Here is a 15,601-nt window from a genome sequence, read left to right on the forward strand (position 1 = left end):
GGCGCGGCGCAGCGGGACGGGCGCACCCCGTCCTGTCGTGCGCGCCTCAGCAGCGCTGCATCGTCACAGAGGGCACCGACAGTTCGAACCGTCCCTGAGGAGCACGAGCGGGAGCCTGCGCGGGCTTCCGGGGGACGGCTGGCGAGATCGCGGAGGACCGAGGTGCCCGGTCAGCCGGTGAAGAGCTGGGCGACCTTCTGCACCAGCTCGTACACGCCGTAGGCGAAGGGCAGGCCCACCCACGCCCAGGACACCACGAGGACGGCTCGGCGGTTCATCGCTCCTCCGGTTCGTGGAACTTCGCATTGACCGGCCGGACCAGCTCGTTGGCCGCGAAACCGACCACCAGCAGGCCGATCATGATCACCAGGGAGGTGGTGTAGAGGTCCGGGCCGCTGGCGCCGGCCGCTTCGCGGGCGTCGGCGACGGCGTTGACGATGAGCGGTCCCAGCACGCCGGCCGCCGACCAGGCGGTGAGCAGCCGGCCGTGGATCGCACCCACCTGCGCGGTGCCGAACAGATCCTTCAAGTAGGCCGGGGCGGTCGCGAAACCGCCGCCGTAGAACGACAGGATGAGCATCGCGCAGAGCACGAACACCGGGACGCCGACCGAGCCCACCAGCAGGATGCCGAGGTAGAGCAGCACGCCGCCGCCCAGGTAGAGGCGGTAGACGTTCTTGCGCCCCACGAGGTCCGATGTGGACGACCAGACGAACCGGCCGGCCATGTTGGTCAGCGACAGCAGCGCGACGAACCCGGCCGCCGCACCGGCCGCCACCGGCGTGGAGCTGCCGGCGAAGAACCCGGTGATCATCGGCGAGGCCTTCTCCAGGATGCCGATGCCCGCGGTGACGTTGCAGCACAGCACGACCCACAGCAGCCAGAACTGCGGGGTGCGCACCGCGTTGCGCGCAGTCACGTTCGCGGTGGTGATCATGGGCCGGGACGCCGCCTGGCGCGCCGGGCCCGGGTTCCAGCCCGGCGGTGGCGTCCGGACCAGCACCACGCCCAGCGACATGAACACCGCGTAGACCACCCCGTGGACCAGGAAGGTCAGCGCGATGCCGGAGGAGTCGCTGCCGAAGGACTCCAGCATCTGCGACGACCACGGCGAGGCGATGAGCGCGCCACCGCCGAAGCCCATGATCGCGATGCCGGTGGCCATGCCCGGCCGGTCGGGGAACCACTTGATCAGCGTGGACACCGGGGAGATGTACCCGATGCCCAGGCCGATGCCGCCGACGAAGCCGTACCCGAGCACCACCAGCCAGTACTGGCCCAGCGCGACGCCCAGCGAGGAGATCAGGAAGCCCAGCGAGAAGCAGGTGGTGGCCACCGCCATCGCCCAGCGCGGCCCGCGGCGCTCCACCACCGTCCCGCCGAGCGCGGCGGAGAGCCCCAGCATGACGATCCCGAGCTGGAACGGCAGGGCGCTGAGCGTGCCGCTGAGGCCGAGCGCGTCCTCCAGCGGGGACTTGAACACGCTCCAGGCGTAGACCTGGCCGATCGCCAGGTGCACCGCCAGCGCGGTCGGCGGGACCAACCAGCGGTTCCAGCCCTCGGGCGCGACAGTGCGGGTCGGAGAGAGCAGGTCTGCGACCATCGGGCCTCCCTGCCACGTGCTGGTGATCACGGATCCGCTGAGGATACTGGTGCGACGGCGGCCCGACGAGAGCCGTCTTCCGCAGAGCGAACGTGCGAGGAGGGCCCGATGGGACGCGTCACGGTGCGACGACCGGTGCTGCGGGTCACCGCCGACGGGAGCGTGCGGCGGCCCGACACGCTCGCCGCCGAGGAGCCGCTGGAGGTCCGCGTCAACGGCCGACCGCTCTCGGTGACCATGCGCACGCCCGGTCACGACGTCGAGCTCGCCCACGGGTTCCTGCTCACCGAGGGCGTCATCCACGACCGCGAGCAACTGGCCACGGCGCGCTACTGCGACAGCCCCGGCCCGGACGGCCGCAACACCTACAACGTGCTGGACGTGCTGCTCGCCCCCGGCGTGCAGCCTCCCGACGCCTCGGTGACCCGCAACTTCTACACCACGTCCTCGTGCGGCGTGTGCGGCAAGGCCGCGCTCGACTCGGTCCGGCTGAGCACCCGCCACTCCCCCGCCGCCGACCCGGTCACCGTCAGCGCGGACACCCTCGTGGGCGTCCCGGCCCGGCTGCGCGCCGCCCAGCGCGTCTTCGACACGACCGGCGGCCTGCACGCCGCCGGGCTGTTCCGCGCCACCGGTGAGGTGCTCGTGGTGCGGGAGGACGTGGGGCGGCACAACGCCGTGGACAAGGTGCTCGGGTGGGCGCTGCTGGAGCGGCGCGTCCCGCTGACCGGGTGCGTGCTCATGGTCTCCGGGCGGGCGTCGTTCGAGCTGGTGCAGAAGGCGGCGATGGCGGGCGTGCCGGTGCTCGCCGCGGTGTCGGCGCCGTCGTCGTTGGCCGTCGACCTCGCCGCGGAACAGGGCATGACCCTCGTCGGGTTCCTGCGCGGGCCGTCCATGAACGTCTACACGGGTGCCGAGCGCATCGTGACCAAGGCCATCACCGGTTAGCGGCTGCCCCGGTTGGTGGCCCCGCGCCGCGTTGGCACGATGGGGGGCAGGAGCCGCCGACAGGAGGGATGCATGCGCGATTCGCGGGGTCGCCACCTGCTGCCGCGCCGGAGCGTCCTCGCCGCCGGGCTCACCGGTGCCGCTGCCCTCGGTCTCGGTCTGGGCGGCCAGGTCGGCTCAGCGCCGCGCGAGACCGCGGTGCCGCTGGCGAACCAGCCGAACGTGTCCGTGGAGCGGCTCTACTCGCGCGCCCGGAACCGCTCCGTCAACTTCGTGCTCATGTTCCCGGAGGGCGTGCCGCGCCGGGACCTCCCGGTGTGCCTGATGCTGCACGGCCGGTTCGGCGACGCGCGCAAGTCGGCGGCCGGCCTGCCGGACTGGTTGTCGCAGTCCGTGGCCGCGGGCCGGATCCCGCCGTTCGCGTTCCTCGCGGTGGACGGCGGCGGCAACAACTACTGGCACCGCCGCCCGAACGACGATCCGCTGTGGATGCTGCTCGGGGAGGTCCCGCGCTGGCTGGCAGAGCGGAACCTCGGCGGGAGGCGGCACCGGCCCTTCGCGGCCGCGGGCATCTCGATGGGCGGGTTCGGCGCGCTGCTCTACGCGCGGCGCCGGCGTGAGATGGGCCACCCGCTGACCGCGGCGGCGGTGGTGTCCCCGGCGCTCATCACCAGCTGGCCGGAGATGCGCAAGCGCAAGGCGTTCGCCAACGAGGCGGAGTGGGCGGCGATCGACCCGCTCCGCCACATCAAGGCGCTCGGGGACCTGCCGCTGGGGGTGTGGTGCGGCACCGAGGACCGCTTCATCGAGGGCACCCGCCGCTTCATCCGCCTCGCGGACCCGGAGTACGCCTCCACCACCCCGGGCGGCCACAACAGCCGCTACTACCGCAAGGCGCTCCCCGAGCTGGTGGACTTCATCGGCACGCAGCTGGCCGAGTCGGGCGAGCACCGGTAGCGCGGGACTACCCGCACCGCTTCGCCAGGCGTGTCGGCTCCACTGTGTACAGGTCCGCCTCGAAGCGGTCGTGCAGCGGCACGGTGCCGTAGAGGGTCCAGCGCAGCAGCGCCGGCCACGGGCCGTACCCGGCGTCGGTGTTCAGGTGCTCCCCGTCGAGGATCACGTCCATCTCCACCTGGAGCTCCTCGGCCAGCGCGTGCGCCCGGTACATGGAGAGGTACGGGTCGCCGGTCCCGACCACGAGCCGGGTGATGCCCGCTGCGCGGCGCAGCGCCGCCGCGTCCGTCGGGTAGGGCGTGATGCCCTGGGCGGCCGGGTGCTGCCAGTCCGGGGCGGGCGGGGCCACCAGGAGCACCCGGTCCGCGCGGCGGTCGCTGCCGCCGATGGTCGCCGCGTGGTGCAGCCACAGCGCCGCCCCGCAGGCGTGCGCCGCCACCACGAGCTCGGCCTCCTGCGGCACCGCGGCCAGCCGCTCCCGCAGCACCTGCAGCCAGTCGGCCAGCACCGGCCGGTCCGGGTCCGGCAGCGTCGGGAGGTCCACGTCCACGCCTGCCTCGCGGAGCTGAGCGGCGAGCCAGTGCTGCCAGTGCCAGGGACCGGAACCGGTCATCCCGTGAACCAGCAGGACGTGCATCTCGCTCATGGCAGGCGCTCCCCGAGACGATGATCTGGTCGTACCAGGATCATCCAACACGGTTCGGTCCGCAGCGGACGCGCCCGGGTCGGGTGAGCGAACAGCCCGCGACGCGAGAGGCGTAGCGGGCTGGGCGGTTTCAGCGTTCCGCGCTCGAAAGCCGTTGGCACACCGGTTGTTCCGGCGTCGGGCGCGGGGAACGGGCAGAACTAGGCGGACTTCTCGCGGCGCTCGCGGCGCGTCGCCTGGCGGGCCACGATCGTCGGGTTGACGTTCTCGCGCACGGTCTGCTCGGTGATCACGACCTTGGCCACGTCCGACCGGCTCGGGATGTCGTACATGACCGGCAGCAGGACCTCTTCCAGGATCGCGCGCAGGCCGCGGGCGCCGGTGCCGCGCAGGATCGCCTGGTCGGCGATCGCCTCCAGCGCGGTCTTGGTGAACTCCAGCTCCACGTTGTCCATCTCGAACAAGCGCTTGTACTGCTTCACCAGCGCGTTGCGCGGCTCGGTCAGGATCCGCACCAGCGACGCCTTGTCCAGGTTCGTCACGCTGGCCACCGTGGGGAGCCGGCCGATGAACTCCGGGATCAGCCCGTACTTGATCAGGTCTTCGGGCATGACGTCGGCGAAGTGGTCGGTGGTGTCGATCTGGGTCTTGGACCGCAGCTCCGCGCCGAAGCCGACGCTGTGCTTGCCGACCCGCTCCTCGACGATCTTCTCCAGCCCGGCGAACGCGCCCGCCACGATGAACAGCACGTTCGTGGTGTCGATCTGGATGAACTCCTGGTGCGGGTGCTTGCGGCCGCCCTGCGGCGGCACGCTGGCCGTGGTGCCCTCCAGGATCTTCAGCAGCGCCTGCTGCACGCCCTCGCCGGAGACGTCGCGGGTGATCGACGGGTTCTCGCTCTTGCGGGCGATCTTGTCGACCTCGTCGATGTAGATGATGCCGGTCTCGGCCCGCTTGACGTCGTAGTCGGCCGCCTGGATGAGCTTGAGCAGGATGTTCTCGACGTCCTCGCCCACGTAGCCGGCCTCGGTCAGCGCCGTGGCGTCGGCGATCGCGAACGGCACGTTCAGCATCTTGGCCAGGGTCTGCGCCAGGTAGGTCTTGCCGCACCCGGTGGGGCCGAGCATCAGGATGTTCGACTTGGCCAGCTCGACGGGCTCCTCACCACGGCTCTCCCGGCGCTCGCTGGCCTGGATGCGCTTGTAGTGGTTGTAGACCGCGACCGAGAGGTTGCGCTTGGCCGGGTCCTGCCCGATGACGTACTGGTCGAGGAACTCGTGGATCTCCGCCGGCTTGGGCAGCTCGTCGAGCTTGACCTCGCCGGCCTCCGCCAGCTCCTCCTCGATGATCTCGTTGCAGAGATCGATGCACTCATCGCAGATGTACACGCCGGGGCCGGCGATGAGTTTCTTCACCTGCTTCTGGCTCTTCCCGCAGAAGGAGCACTTCAGCAGGTCGCCGCCGTCACCGATACGTGCCATGACCGCTGACCCCGTCCCCTCCGGCGCGCCGTCCGGTGGCGCGCCTGACCGTGTGTGCTTCCGACGGTACCTGGCGCTCCCCGCGTTCGGGGAGACTCACAGTGTCCGCCATGGCCAAGCGTGACGGTGACCAGCACCGCGCTCGGCGTGTCGTGATCCCGCTCCCGGGCGTGCCGCGCCACCGCATGACGGGAAGGCTACGCGTTCCCCCCGCCCGCAGCAGCTGCTTTCCCGGCGCGTGGTCGGCGCGAGCGACCGGCCCGCCCCCATGGTTGATACCTGCGCCGAACGCACGGCCACCACCTGCGAGGACGTGACATGACCCACGACTGGGGAGCACGGTCGGCAACGGCACCGCTGCCGTCCCGGGGACTGCCGCCTCACCCGGTCGGCTGCCACCGTCACCGCCGGTCACGGCCCCGCCACGCGTGGCCCGGCGGCGCAGGGGGCCGGAGGGCACCTGGCGAGCACGGCCCACCACGCGCGGGCCGCGCACCGCCAGGCATCCCCCGCAGCACCTGCGCAGCAGCTCCCAGAGCCGTCAGGCGTGCTGCTGGGAGAGCTTCCGGTACGGCACCACCTCGTCGATGAGGCCGTAGTCCACGGCCTGCTCCGCGGTCAGGATCTTGTCGCGGTCGACGTCCTGGCGCACCTGCTCCTTCGAGCGGCTGGTGTGCTTGGCCAGCGTCGACTCCATCAGGTCCCGCATGCGCTGGACCTCGGCCGCCTGGATCTCCAGGTCGGAGACCTGGCCGTAGATGCCCTCGACCGACGGCTGGTGGATGAGCACCCGCGAGTTGGGCAGCGCCTGGCGCTTGCCCTTGGTGCCCGCCGCCAGCAGCACGGCCGCCGCCGACGCCGCCTGCCCGAGGCAGATGGTGCGCACGTCAGGACGCACGTACTGGATGGTGTCGTAGATGGCCATCATCGCGGTGAACGAGCCACCCGGGGAGTTGATGTACATCTGGATCTCCCGGTCCGGGTCGTCGGACTCGAGGAAGAGCAGCTGCGCCATCACGTCGTTGGCGGAGGCGTCGTCGACCTGGACGCCGAGGAACACGATGCGTTCCTCGAACAGCTTGTTGTACGGGTTCGACTCCTTGACGCCGTACGCGGTGCGCTCGACGAACGAGGGCAGCACGTACCGGGACTGCAGGGACTGGTAAGGGTTCACGGCGGGTGACTCCTCGTTGCTAGGTCCGGGGGATGATCAGCTGCGCGGCAGGTTCGCGGCGGTCGCCACGTGGTCCACGAACCCGTACTCGCGGGCCTCCTCCGCGGTGAACCACCGGTCGCGGTCGGAGTCCTGGATGATGCGTTCCACCGTCTGCCCGGTCTGCTCGGCGATCAGCTCGGCCATCTCCTGCTTGTGCCGGGAGAACATCCGGGCCTGGATCTCGATGTCCGAGGCCGTGCCGCCGAGGCCGGCCGAGGGCTGGTGCATCATGATCCGCGCGTGCGGCAGCGCGAACCGCTTGCCCTTCGCGCCGGCGGACAGCAGGAACTGCCCCATCGAGGCCGCCATGCCCATCGCCACGGTGACCACGTCCGGCTTGACCAGCTGCATGGTGTCGTAGATCGCCATGCCCGCGGTCACCGAACCACCCGGCGAGTTGATGTAGAGCGAGATGTCGCGGTCCGGGTCCTCGGCCGCCAGCAGCAGCAGCTGCGAGCAGATCTGGTTCGAGATCGAGTCCTCGACCTGGGAGCCGAGGACGATGATGCGCTCCCGCAGCAGCCGCTCGTAAACCGAGTCGTTGAGCGAGAGTCCGTTGGTGCCCGTCCGCATGGACGGCGCCTGCGCGTCGGACGCCGGAGTCAGGTGCTGCGTCACGTCTCCCCTGCCTTCTCCCACTTTGGGCTCATTCCACGCAGGCCACTCGGGTCACTCGCGCCGCTCCCGGCCCTTCTCCACAATGGACCGGCCGGGTCCGCGGGCGGGCGCCGACGGCCTGCTTCCCTCTCGGGTGATCCGCTACCACCGACCCTAACGAAAGTGGGCGGCACCAGCTTCCCAGTACCGCCCACGTTCGCTCAGAGCATGTTCGATTCGTCGAGCCGTCACTCCGCCTTCGCGGTCTCGGTCGACTCCTCGCCCTCGCTCTCGCCCTGCTGGGGGCCGAACAGCTCGTCCATGTCCAGCTCGTTGCCCTCGGAGTCCGTGACCTTGGCCTGCCGGACCACCGAGAACAGCGCCTTGCTGCGGCGGACGTCGGCGTACAGCGCGCCGAGCTGGCCCGCCTGCTGGGCCTGCTGGACGAACTGGTCCGGGCTCATGCCGAACCGCTGCGCCTGGTAGATGATCCGCTGGGTCAGCTCGTCGTCGGAGACCGAGACGTCCTCGGCGTCGGCGATGGTGTCCAGCACCAGCTGGGTGCGGACCGCCTTCTCCGCCTCCTCGCGGGTCTCCTGGTCGAACTGCTCGCGGGTCTTGCCCTGCTGCTCAAGCCACTCTTCGAAGCGCTTCTCGTCGTGGTCGAACGGGTGCACCGCGTCGTGCTTGCGCACCTCGATCTCGGACTCGACGACCTTCTCCGGCAGCGGGACCTCGACGGTCTCCAGCAGCGCGTCCAGGACCTTGTCCCGGGCCTGCATGCCCTGCTGCATCTTCTTGACCCGGCCCAGCCGCTCACGCAGGTCGGCGACGAGCTCCTCGACGGTGTCGAACTCGCTGGCCATCTGCGCGAACTCGTCGTCGGCCTCGGGCAGCTGGCGCTCCTTGACGGAGTTCAGCTTGACCGTCACCTCGGCCTCCTTGCCGGCGTGCTCGCCGGCCACCAGGGTGGTGGTGAAGGTCTTGGTGTCGCCCTCGCTCGCGCCGATCAGCGCCTCGTCGATGCCCTCGATCAACTGGCCGGAGCCGATCTCGTAGGACATGCCGCTGGTCTTGGCGTCCTCGACCTCTTCGCCGTCGACGGTGGCCGACAGGTCGATGCTGACGAAGTCGCCCTCCTGCGCGGGCCGCTCAACGCCGACGAGGGTGCCGAAGCGGGCGCGCAGCGAGTCCAGCTGCTCGTTCACCTCGTCCTCGGTCACCTCGACGTCGTCCACGCTCACCGAGAGCTCGCCGAAGGCGGGCACGGTGATCTCCGGGCGGACGTCGACCTCGGCGGTGAACGCGATCTCCGCGCCGTCCTCGATCTTGGTCACCTCGATGTCCGGGCGACCGAGGGTGCGCACCTCGCTGCTGTTGACCGCCTCCAGGTACTTGGCCGGAACCGCCTCGTTGACGACCTCGTCGAGCACGGGACCCCGACCGATGCGGCTCTCCAGCACCCGCGCCGGGGCCTTGCCCGGCCGGAAACCGGGGATGCGGACCTGCTGGGCCAGTGCCTTGTACGCGCGGTCGAAGTTCGGCTTGAGCTCGTCGAACGGCACCTCGACGTTGATCCGGACGCGCGTCGGGCTCAGGTGCTCGACGGTGCTCTTCACGTGGTCTCCTAGTGCGAACGTGCTTTGATCCCCCGGCGCTGCCAGCGGGCGCGGCACAACACCACCCCCGAATGCCGGGCTGACCTCCGAGTCTATTGCTTCCCGCCCGGAGCCACGGGCCGGGGTTGCGACAAGCGCGCCGAGCAGGCTCGCCCCACGGCGGCGGGCCGGTCGTGCTTGAGTGGGACCGTGCAGCACACACCAGCCGCCCCCGCCACCTGCTCCGCCCAGTCGACCGCGCTCGCCGAGCCGCTCGCCGGGACCGCGGCGGTCGCGCGCGCCTGGCTGTGCCTGGAGCAGCGCGGCCCGTGGGGGCACACGGCGCTCACGCAGAGCCACCTGGACCCGGACCTGGGGCGCGCGCTGGACGCGAAGGCCGGTGAGCACGGGGTGCGGGTGCAGCTGATCAGGCGCCCCGGGCACCACGCCGACACGCCGGGTGACACCGAGCGCCGCGTCCTGCTCGCGCACACCGCGCCCGGCACCGGCTGGCTGCGCGAGCACACCCTCGCCGACCCCGCCGAGCTGCTCGACCTCGACTTCGAGCGCATCGCCGCCGGGCACCACGACGGCTGGGGGCGGCCGGTCACCGACCCGGTCCTGCTGGTGTGCACCAACGGCCGCCGCGACCGGTGCTGCGCCCTGCTGGGCCGCGAGCTCATCACCGAGCTGGCCGGCCGCCACGACGAGGCCGTCTGGGAGACCTCGCACACCGGCGGGCACCGCTTCGCGCCCGCCGCGGTGCTGCTGCCCAGCGGCTACACCTACGGGCGGCTCACCGCGCCGGCCGTGGAGGCGGTCCTGTCGGCGGCGGCCTCGGGCAAGGTCGCGCTGGAGCACTGCCGCGGGCGGTCGACCTGGGACCGCGCCGGTCAGGCCGCCGAGCTGGCGGTCCGCGAGCACCTCGGCGAACACCTCGTCGACGCGCTGCGCGTCGCCGGCGGCCGCGACGACGTGGTCGAGGTGGCCCACCAGGACGGTCGCCGCTGGCAGGTGACCGTGCGGGCCCGCGAGCTCGACCCGCCGCGGCCCAGCAGCTGCGGAGCGGCGGCGGTGCGGCCCACCGCCCTCGCCGCGGTGGCCGTCACCGAGCGTTGAGCACCGACCCGACCGCCGCGCTCAGCTCCGTCGGGGTGACCGCCGTCACGATCCCGTCCGACGGTGCCAGCTCGGCGGCCCCGTCCGGTCCGGGAACGACGAACGACACCACGACCAGCAGCACCAGCGCGGCACCCAGCACCGCGCACACCACCACCGCGGGGAGGTGCACGCGCAACCCCGGATTCCCATCGCGCACGAACGAGGAATCGGCACCCCGCGCCCGGCCGTTACCAACCGTCACGCCTGCCTGCGACTCACATCACCGGAAGCGTTCGCAGCCGATCACCGTGGTGTTCCGGGTGGTCACCGGGCGAGGCCGCACGCCCCGGAGAGGGAGAACCGGCCGCCCGCGAAGGAGCGAGCGACCGGCCGCGACGTCGGGGTGGCGGGATTTGAACCCACGACCCCTCGCACCCAAAGCGAGTGCGCTACCAAACTGCGCCACACCCCGTCCGACGTGCGGCGCACCCGGGAACCCCGGGTGCGTTGCGATGAGCCTATCGCGACCCGCTAAGCTGTGGCACGCAAGGTCGCCGAACCGCGCGGACCACCGCGTGACCAGGCAGGACCTTCGTGCGCGGGCGTAGCTCAATGGTAGAGCCCCAGTCTTCCAAACTGGTGACGCGGGTTCGATTCCCGTCGCCCGCTCAGCGCACAGCGGGGGCCGACGGACGCCGTCGGCCCCCGTTCGCTTCCCCGCCCCTCCCGCGGGCGGGAGCTCGCTTCCCCGGGAGTGGTAGCCCGGTACGGCGAGGACCGGCCTGCCGGGGGCGTGGCGACTTCACGACGACCTGACGTGCCCGCGACCCCACCGACGAGCGGCACCCGGGTCCGCACCCCCGCGTGATCAGTCCGCCGCCCTGGACTGACCGGGGGTCCGCCGGGGGCGTTCCTGGCCTCTGCGGGGTTCGTGGTGCTGGGTATCCTCCTGGCCCTGCGGGTGCGCGACGCCGATGCCGCAGCCAGCTCCGACCGCCCGAGCGACTCGGCCCGCCCCGGCGATCGCGGACCGGACGGGACCGTGGGACGGGTCTCGCGCACCCCACCGCCGGACTGCTCCGGGGCAGTATGTGAGGGGTGACCGATATGCCGCACGTCGACCAGGTCCGCAACCACGCCCGCTGGCGCTCGGACTGGCGCGCCGGACGCACCGGCTACGCCTGGCTGCTGCCGCTCGCCGACCAGCCGGGCCTGCGCAAGCTGGTCAACGACTACCAGTACGCGCTGCGCGACCTGCCCGGCTTCGACCTGGTGCCGCTGGAGTGGATGCACATCCTGGTCCAGGAGGTCGGGTTCACCGACGAGGTCGACGAGTCGCAGATCGAGCCGCTGGTCGCCGCCACCCGCAAGCGGCTGGATTCGGTGCTGCCGCTCACCCTGGCCTTCCACCGCGCGGTGGTGCAGCCGGAGTCGCTGTCGCTGCCGGCCGAACCCCAGTCGACCGTCATGGAGCTGCGCGCCGCGGTGCGCGAGGCGCTGGTCGACGTGCTCGGCGAGTCGGCGGTGCCCCCGGAACCCGACGACGTCGACAAGCACGTCAGCCTCGCCCACTCCACCACCGACGGACCGGCGATCTTCGCCGTGGCCACGCTCAGCGGCACCCACGTCGAGCCGACCACGGCCAAGCTCCCGGCGTTGTCGCTGGTCAAGCTCAACCGCGACCACTCGTGCCCGGAGTGGGAGACGGTCACCGAGATCCCCCTCGGCGGCTGACGCCCGTCCGGCGGGTCGCGGCGTCCTGCCGGGCTGGGTATCAAGGCCGTATGGGGCAGCTCAGCACGCGGACCCTGCGGTCCGACGAGTACGGGGCCTTCTTCGACGTCTTCGCCGCCGCCTTCCTCGACGACGCGCTGGACACCGCGCGCGACGCCTACCGCGGCGCGTTCGACCCGGAGCTCACGCACGGCGTCTTCGACGGCGACGAGCTGATCGGCGTGGCCGGGCGGCTCGAACTGGAGATCACCGTGCCCGGGCCCGTCCCGTGCCCGGTCGCCGCGGTCACCGCGGTCGGCGTCAAGCCCGGGCACCGCCGGCGCGGCGTGCTGACCGCGCTCATGCGCGACCAGCTGGACGCGATGCACGACGACAGCACCCCGATCGCGGCGCTGTACTCCTCGGAAGCGGGCATCTACGGGCGGTTCGGGTACGGCCTGGCCACCCTCGAGAGCCACCTGGTGCTGCCGCGCGGTGCTCCCTTCCTGTCCACTGTGGAGATCGACGACCGGCCGGTCCGCGAGCTCGACCGCGAGCAGGCGCTGGAGGTGGTCCGCGCCCGCTACCCCGCGGTCGCGAGGACCCGCACCGGCTGGCTGTCGCGCACCGACGGCTCGTGGCAGGCCCGCGTGCTGGACGGCCCCAACGCGCGCGGCGGCCTCGGCGCACCCCGGTTCGCGGTGCACCCCGACGGCTACGCCATCTACCGGCCCAAGCAGGAGTGGACCGACCGCGGACCCGAGCACCAGCTGGACGTGGCCGAGCTCGTGGCCGCGACCCCGCAGGCCTACGCCGCCCTGTGGCGGTACCTGCTGGACCTCGACCTGGTCGGCTCGGTGCGCTGGCGCAAGGCCGCCGTCGACGAACCGGTGCTCGACATGCTGGTCGACCCGCGCGCCGTCGACCGGCGAGTGCTCGACGGGTTGTGGCTGCGGCTGGTCGACGTGGACCGGGCGCTGATGTCCCGGCGCTACGCCTCGTCGGTCGACGTGGTGCTCGAGGTCACCGACCGCTTCTGCCCGTGGAACGCGGGCCGCTGGCGGTTGCGCACCGACGGGGACGGGTCCGCCACCGTCACCCGGACCCAGCACGCCGGGCACCTCGCCTTGGACGTCACCGACCTGGCGGCCGCCTTCCTCGGCGGCAGCACGCTGACCGGGCTGGCACGCTCGGGCCGGGTCGTCGAGCACGAGCCGGGGACGCTGCTGGCGACCTCCCGGGCGTTCGCCACCGACTGCGCCCCGCACTGCCCGGAGCCCTTCTGATCGTCCGGACGCGGGACATCCGGGTACCGTCGAGGAGGACGGGTCCGTCCGGTCCGAGGAGGCTCGGGTGTCCACCGCAGTCCTGGTCATCGTGGTCGCGCTGCTGGTGGTCGTCGCGGCCGTCTGGTGGTCCCGGCGCAAGGCCGTGGAGCACGAACGCACCCAGCTCGAGGACGCCAAGGCCGAAGCGCGGCGCTGGGTGGAGCGGCTCGGCGGCCAGGTGCTCAACCTGGTCGGCACCAACGACGCCGCCAAGCAGGCGCTGGCCGACGCCGCCGAGCGGCACGGCGCCGCGGTGTCCCAGCTGGAGCGCGCCACCACGCCGCAGCAGGCCCGGTTGACCACCGAGTCCGCCCTGGAGGGGCTGTACTACGTGCGGGCCGCGCGGATCGCCATGGACCTGGACCCCGGGCCCGAGCTGCCCGACCTGTCCGGCCAGCGCAGCGCCGGGGCGGTCACCGAGCACCGCGAGGTCGAGGTGGACGGCCGCCGGCAGGTGGCCTCACCGGAGCCGAGCGAGCGGACGCCGCACTACTACCCCGGCGGCACGGTGGCCGGGCGCCCGGTGCCGCAGGGCTGGTACAGCGAGCCGTGGTGGAAGCCCGCCCTCCTCGCCGGCGCCTGGGGGGCCGGGTCGCTGGTGCTGGCGAGCACGCTGCTCGGCGGGATGGCCGGGATCCCGGCGGAGGCCGCCCACGGCTTCCCGGAGGGCGCCGACACGGGCGCGGACGCGGGGGACGTCGGGGACCCCGGCTTCGAGGACTTCGGCGGGTTCGGCGACGTCGACTTCTGAGTCACCCCGGCTGGCAGGTGGGGCACCAGTACAGCTTCCGGCCGGCGAGGTCCGCCGTGGCCACCGGTGTGCCGCAGACCAGGCAGGGCATGCCCGCGCGGCGGTAGACGTAGACCTCGCCGCCGTGCCGGTCCTGGCGCGGGGGCCGACCGGTCGCCTCGGGCGTGTGCTCCGGCCGCACGGTGTCGATGCGCCCCACCCGGACCCCGTCGGCCATCAGCTCGACCAGGTCCGCCCAGATCAGCTCCCACTGCTCGCGGGCGAGCTCCCGGCCGGGCGTGCGAGGCGGGATGCCGTGCCGGAACAGCACCTCCGCGCGGTAGACGTTGCCGACCCCGGCCAGCACCTCCTGGTCCATCAGCAGCGCCGCGATGCTGGAGCGGGACCGGGAGATGCGCGCCCAGGCGCGCTCCGGGTCGGCGTCCGCGCGCAGCGGGTCGGGCCCGAGCCGCGCGCGCAGCGCCGCCACCTCCTCACCGGTGAGCAGCTCGCAGGCGGTCGGGCCGCGCAGGTCGGCCCAGTGCGTCTCGCCGACGATGCGCATGCGCACCTGGCCGCGCGGTTCGGTCACCGGCAGCTCGGACTGGCTGAACGTGCCGTACAGCCCGAGGTGGACGTGCACGACCCGGTCCGGGCCGTAGTGGTGGAACAGGTGCTTGCCGTGCGCCTCGGCGCGCTCCAGCACCGAGCCGTCGAGCAGCGAGGCGCTGGTGGCGAAGCGCCCCTGCGGGCTGGCCACCCGGACCCGCCTGCCGGCGAACAGCTCGTGGTGCAGCCCGGCGAGCCGGTGCAGGGTGTGGCCTTCGGGCATGTCCGTTCCTCGTGGTCTGCGGTACCGCGCGGGCCTGCGGACGGCTCAGGCGGCGGCCCACAGCACGATCGACTCGACGAGGTAGGCCGCCACGCAGCACAGCGCGACGAGCAGGCCGCGGCGGACCGGCCGGTCGCCGTGCCGCAGGGCGACACCGACGACCAGGGCGGCGAGCGGCGCGAGGACCGCGCCGACGATCAACCACAGCCCGACGCCGAGCGCGCAGTCCGGCTCGGCGCAGAACGCGCGCACCAGGCTGGGCGAGAGCGCCCGCTGCGCGGAGAAGAGCACCAGCACGCCGACCGCCGTCGCGGCCACCGCCACGAGCGGTGCTGTCAGGGCGGAGCGTGCTGGTGCCATCGCGGTCAGTTGCCGGGCAGCGCCGGGGGCGTGCCGGTCTTCTCGTACTCGGTCAGCAGGTCGATGCGCCGCTGGTGGCGGCCGCCCTCGAACTCGGTGGTCAGGAACGCCTCGACGATCTGCTCGGCCTCCTCGACGGTGTGCATCCGCGCACCGATGCCGGCCAGCAGCGCGTTGTTGTGCTGGCGGGCGAGCTTGGCGGTCTCGACGTTCCAGGTCAGCGCGGCACGGGCACCGGGGACCTTGTTCGCGGCGATCTGCTCGCCGTTGCCGGAGCCGCCGAGGACCAGCCCGAGGCTGCCCTCGTCGGCGACGACGCGGCGAGCGGTCTCGACGCAGAACGGCGGGTAGTCGTCCTGGGCGTCGTATTCCGCGGGACCGACGTCGGTCACGTCGTGACCCTTGTCGGTCAGCCACTTGACGAGGTGGTTCTTGAGTTCGTATCCGGCGTGGTCGGAGCCGATGTAGACGCGCACGCCCGCAGTGTGCCA

Annotated in this window: 17 protein-coding genes and 2 tRNA genes; 7 read left to right on the top strand and 12 right to left on the bottom strand. The window is 72.3% G+C overall.

Annotated features, from left to right (window positions below; translation table 11 throughout):
- Positions 1-170: 170 nt before the first annotated feature.
- Complete coding sequence (locus HNR68_RS27700) at positions 171-278, bottom strand: MFS transporter small subunit (RefSeq protein ID WP_425502904.1); 108 nt, start codon at positions 276-278, stop codon at positions 171-173.
- Positions 275-1,603, bottom strand: a complete 1,329-nt coding sequence (locus tag HNR68_RS23680; RefSeq protein WP_179723943.1) for an OFA family MFS transporter — start codon at positions 1,601-1,603, stop codon at positions 275-277. Before HNR68_RS23680 ends, HNR68_RS27700 begins: the two co-directional genes overlap by 4 nt.
- 108 nt (positions 1,604-1,711) lie before the next feature.
- On the opposite strand from HNR68_RS23680, the gene fdhD reads away from it, so the two are divergent.
- Both fdhD and HNR68_RS23690 read left to right on the top strand, forming a co-directional pair.
- On the top strand, positions 1,712-2,551 hold the full coding sequence (gene fdhD / locus HNR68_RS23685) for a formate dehydrogenase accessory sulfurtransferase FdhD (protein WP_179723944.1): 840 nt from the start codon (positions 1,712-1,714) through the stop codon (positions 2,549-2,551).
- Positions 2,552-2,623: 72 nt separating this feature from the next.
- Complete coding sequence (locus tag HNR68_RS23690; protein ID WP_179723945.1) at positions 2,624-3,508, top strand: alpha/beta hydrolase; 885 nt, start codon at positions 2,624-2,626, stop codon at positions 3,506-3,508.
- A gap of 7 nt (positions 3,509-3,515) precedes the next feature.
- Here HNR68_RS23690 and HNR68_RS23695 read toward each other — a convergent pair whose 3' ends face one another.
- The 5 genes from HNR68_RS23695 to tig all read right to left on the bottom strand — a co-directional run bounded on the left by HNR68_RS23695 (position 3,516) and on the right by tig (position 9,067).
- Positions 3,516-4,154 (bottom strand): RBBP9/YdeN family alpha/beta hydrolase, encoded by a 639-nt coding sequence (locus HNR68_RS23695; RefSeq protein WP_179723946.1) that lies wholly within the window; start codon positions 4,152-4,154, stop codon positions 3,516-3,518.
- 200 nt (positions 4,155-4,354) lie between these two features.
- Positions 4,355-5,635 (bottom strand): ATP-dependent Clp protease ATP-binding subunit ClpX, encoded by a 1,281-nt coding sequence (gene clpX / locus HNR68_RS23700; protein ID WP_179723947.1) that lies wholly within the window; start codon positions 5,633-5,635, stop codon positions 4,355-4,357.
- Between the two features lie 541 nt (positions 5,636-6,176).
- Entirely contained in the window at positions 6,177-6,809 is a 633-nt protein-coding gene (locus HNR68_RS23705; RefSeq protein WP_179723948.1) for an ATP-dependent Clp protease proteolytic subunit, read from the bottom strand.
- 36 nt (positions 6,810-6,845) lie between these two features.
- Complete coding sequence (locus tag HNR68_RS23710; RefSeq protein ID WP_343050363.1) at positions 6,846-7,469, bottom strand: ATP-dependent Clp protease proteolytic subunit; 624 nt, start codon at positions 7,467-7,469, stop codon at positions 6,846-6,848.
- A 227-nt stretch (positions 7,470-7,696) separates the two neighbouring features.
- Positions 7,697-9,067 carry a trigger factor gene (gene tig / locus HNR68_RS23715; RefSeq protein ID WP_179723949.1) on the bottom strand — a complete coding sequence of 457 codons (1,371 nt, stop codon included), beginning with the start codon at positions 9,065-9,067 and terminating at the stop codon, positions 7,697-7,699.
- Between the two features lie 189 nt (positions 9,068-9,256).
- Between tig and HNR68_RS23720 the strand changes: the two genes are divergently transcribed.
- On the top strand, positions 9,257-10,165 hold the full coding sequence (locus HNR68_RS23720) for a sucrase ferredoxin (protein ID WP_179723950.1): 909 nt from the start codon (positions 9,257-9,259) through the stop codon (positions 10,163-10,165).
- Here the strand turns inward: HNR68_RS23720 and HNR68_RS23725 are convergent.
- Positions 10,152-10,343 carry a hypothetical protein gene (locus tag HNR68_RS23725; protein WP_179723951.1) on the bottom strand — a complete coding sequence of 64 codons (192 nt, stop codon included), beginning with the start codon at positions 10,341-10,343 and terminating at the stop codon, positions 10,152-10,154. The two genes, HNR68_RS23720 and HNR68_RS23725, sit on opposite strands and share 14 nt — an antisense overlap.
- A 202-nt stretch (positions 10,344-10,545) precedes the next feature.
- A tRNA-Pro gene (locus HNR68_RS23730) sits at positions 10,546-10,619 on the bottom strand.
- A 126-nt stretch (positions 10,620-10,745) separates the two neighbouring features.
- Here HNR68_RS23730 and HNR68_RS23735 point away from each other — a divergent pair.
- From HNR68_RS23735 to HNR68_RS23750, 4 genes are all read left to right on the top strand, one after another.
- Positions 10,746-10,816 (top strand) — tRNA-Gly (locus HNR68_RS23735).
- 438 nt (positions 10,817-11,254) lie between these two features.
- Positions 11,255-11,881, top strand: coding sequence for a 2'-5' RNA ligase family protein (locus HNR68_RS23740; protein ID WP_179725429.1), 627 nt, complete (start codon positions 11,255-11,257; stop codon positions 11,879-11,881).
- A gap of 50 nt (positions 11,882-11,931) precedes the next feature.
- Positions 11,932-13,146 carry a GNAT family N-acetyltransferase gene (locus tag HNR68_RS23745; RefSeq protein ID WP_179723952.1) on the top strand — a complete coding sequence of 405 codons (1,215 nt, stop codon included), beginning with the start codon at positions 11,932-11,934 and terminating at the stop codon, positions 13,144-13,146.
- Positions 13,147-13,213: 67 nt separating this feature from the next.
- Positions 13,214-13,939 (top strand): hypothetical protein, encoded by a 726-nt coding sequence (locus HNR68_RS23750; protein ID WP_179723953.1) that lies wholly within the window; start codon positions 13,214-13,216, stop codon positions 13,937-13,939.
- 1 nt (position 13,940) lies between these two features.
- On the opposite strand, the gene HNR68_RS23755 is transcribed toward HNR68_RS23750, so the two are convergent.
- The 3 genes from HNR68_RS23755 to HNR68_RS23765 are packed head-to-tail and all read right to left on the bottom strand — an operon-like array spanning position 13,941 to position 15,586.
- Positions 13,941-14,750 (bottom strand): Fpg/Nei family DNA glycosylase, encoded by an 810-nt coding sequence (locus HNR68_RS23755; protein ID WP_179723954.1) that lies wholly within the window; start codon positions 14,748-14,750, stop codon positions 13,941-13,943.
- Positions 14,751-14,795: 45 nt separating this feature from the next.
- A complete protein-coding gene (locus tag HNR68_RS23760; protein WP_179723955.1) occupies positions 14,796-15,110 on the bottom strand; it encodes a hypothetical protein in 315 nt (104 codons plus the stop codon).
- Positions 15,111-15,115: 5 nt separating this feature from the next.
- Positions 15,116-15,586 (bottom strand): ribose-5-phosphate isomerase, encoded by a 471-nt coding sequence (locus HNR68_RS23765; protein WP_179723956.1) that lies wholly within the window; start codon positions 15,584-15,586, stop codon positions 15,116-15,118.
- Between the last annotated feature and the right edge of the window lie 15 nt (positions 15,587-15,601).

Source organism: Saccharopolyspora hordei (assembly GCF_013410345.1).
Taxonomy (GTDB): domain Bacteria; phylum Actinomycetota; class Actinomycetes; order Mycobacteriales; family Pseudonocardiaceae; genus Saccharopolyspora; species Saccharopolyspora hordei.

Bases quoted from the DNA above. Each gene is read 5' to 3' on its own strand.
- HNR68_RS23755 (WP_179723954.1), bottom strand. From the start codon at position 14,750: ATGCCCGAAGGCCACACCCTGCACCGGCTCGCCGGGCTGCACCACGAG.
- fdhD (WP_179723944.1), top strand. From the start codon at position 1,712: ATGGGACGCGTCACGGTGCGACGACCGGTGCTGCGGGTCACCGCCGAC.
- HNR68_RS27700 (WP_425502904.1), bottom strand. From the start codon at position 278: ATGAACCGCCGAGCCGTCCTCGTGGTGTCCTGGGCGTGGGTGGGCCTG.
- HNR68_RS23760 (WP_179723955.1), bottom strand. From the start codon at position 15,110: ATGGCACCAGCACGCTCCGCCCTGACAGCACCGCTCGTGGCGGTGGCC.
- HNR68_RS23740 (WP_179725429.1), top strand. From the start codon at position 11,255: ATGCCGCACGTCGACCAGGTCCGCAACCACGCCCGCTGGCGCTCGGAC.
- HNR68_RS23695 (WP_179723946.1), bottom strand. From the start codon at position 4,154: ATGAGCGAGATGCACGTCCTGCTGGTTCACGGGATGACCGGTTCCGGT.
- HNR68_RS23745 (WP_179723952.1), top strand. From the start codon at position 11,932: ATGGGGCAGCTCAGCACGCGGACCCTGCGGTCCGACGAGTACGGGGCC.
- clpX (WP_179723947.1), bottom strand. From the start codon at position 5,635: ATGGCACGTATCGGTGACGGCGGCGACCTGCTGAAGTGCTCCTTCTGC.
- HNR68_RS23680 (WP_179723943.1), bottom strand. From the start codon at position 1,603: ATGGTCGCAGACCTGCTCTCTCCGACCCGCACTGTCGCGCCCGAGGGC.
- HNR68_RS23690 (WP_179723945.1), top strand. From the start codon at position 2,624: ATGCGCGATTCGCGGGGTCGCCACCTGCTGCCGCGCCGGAGCGTCCTC.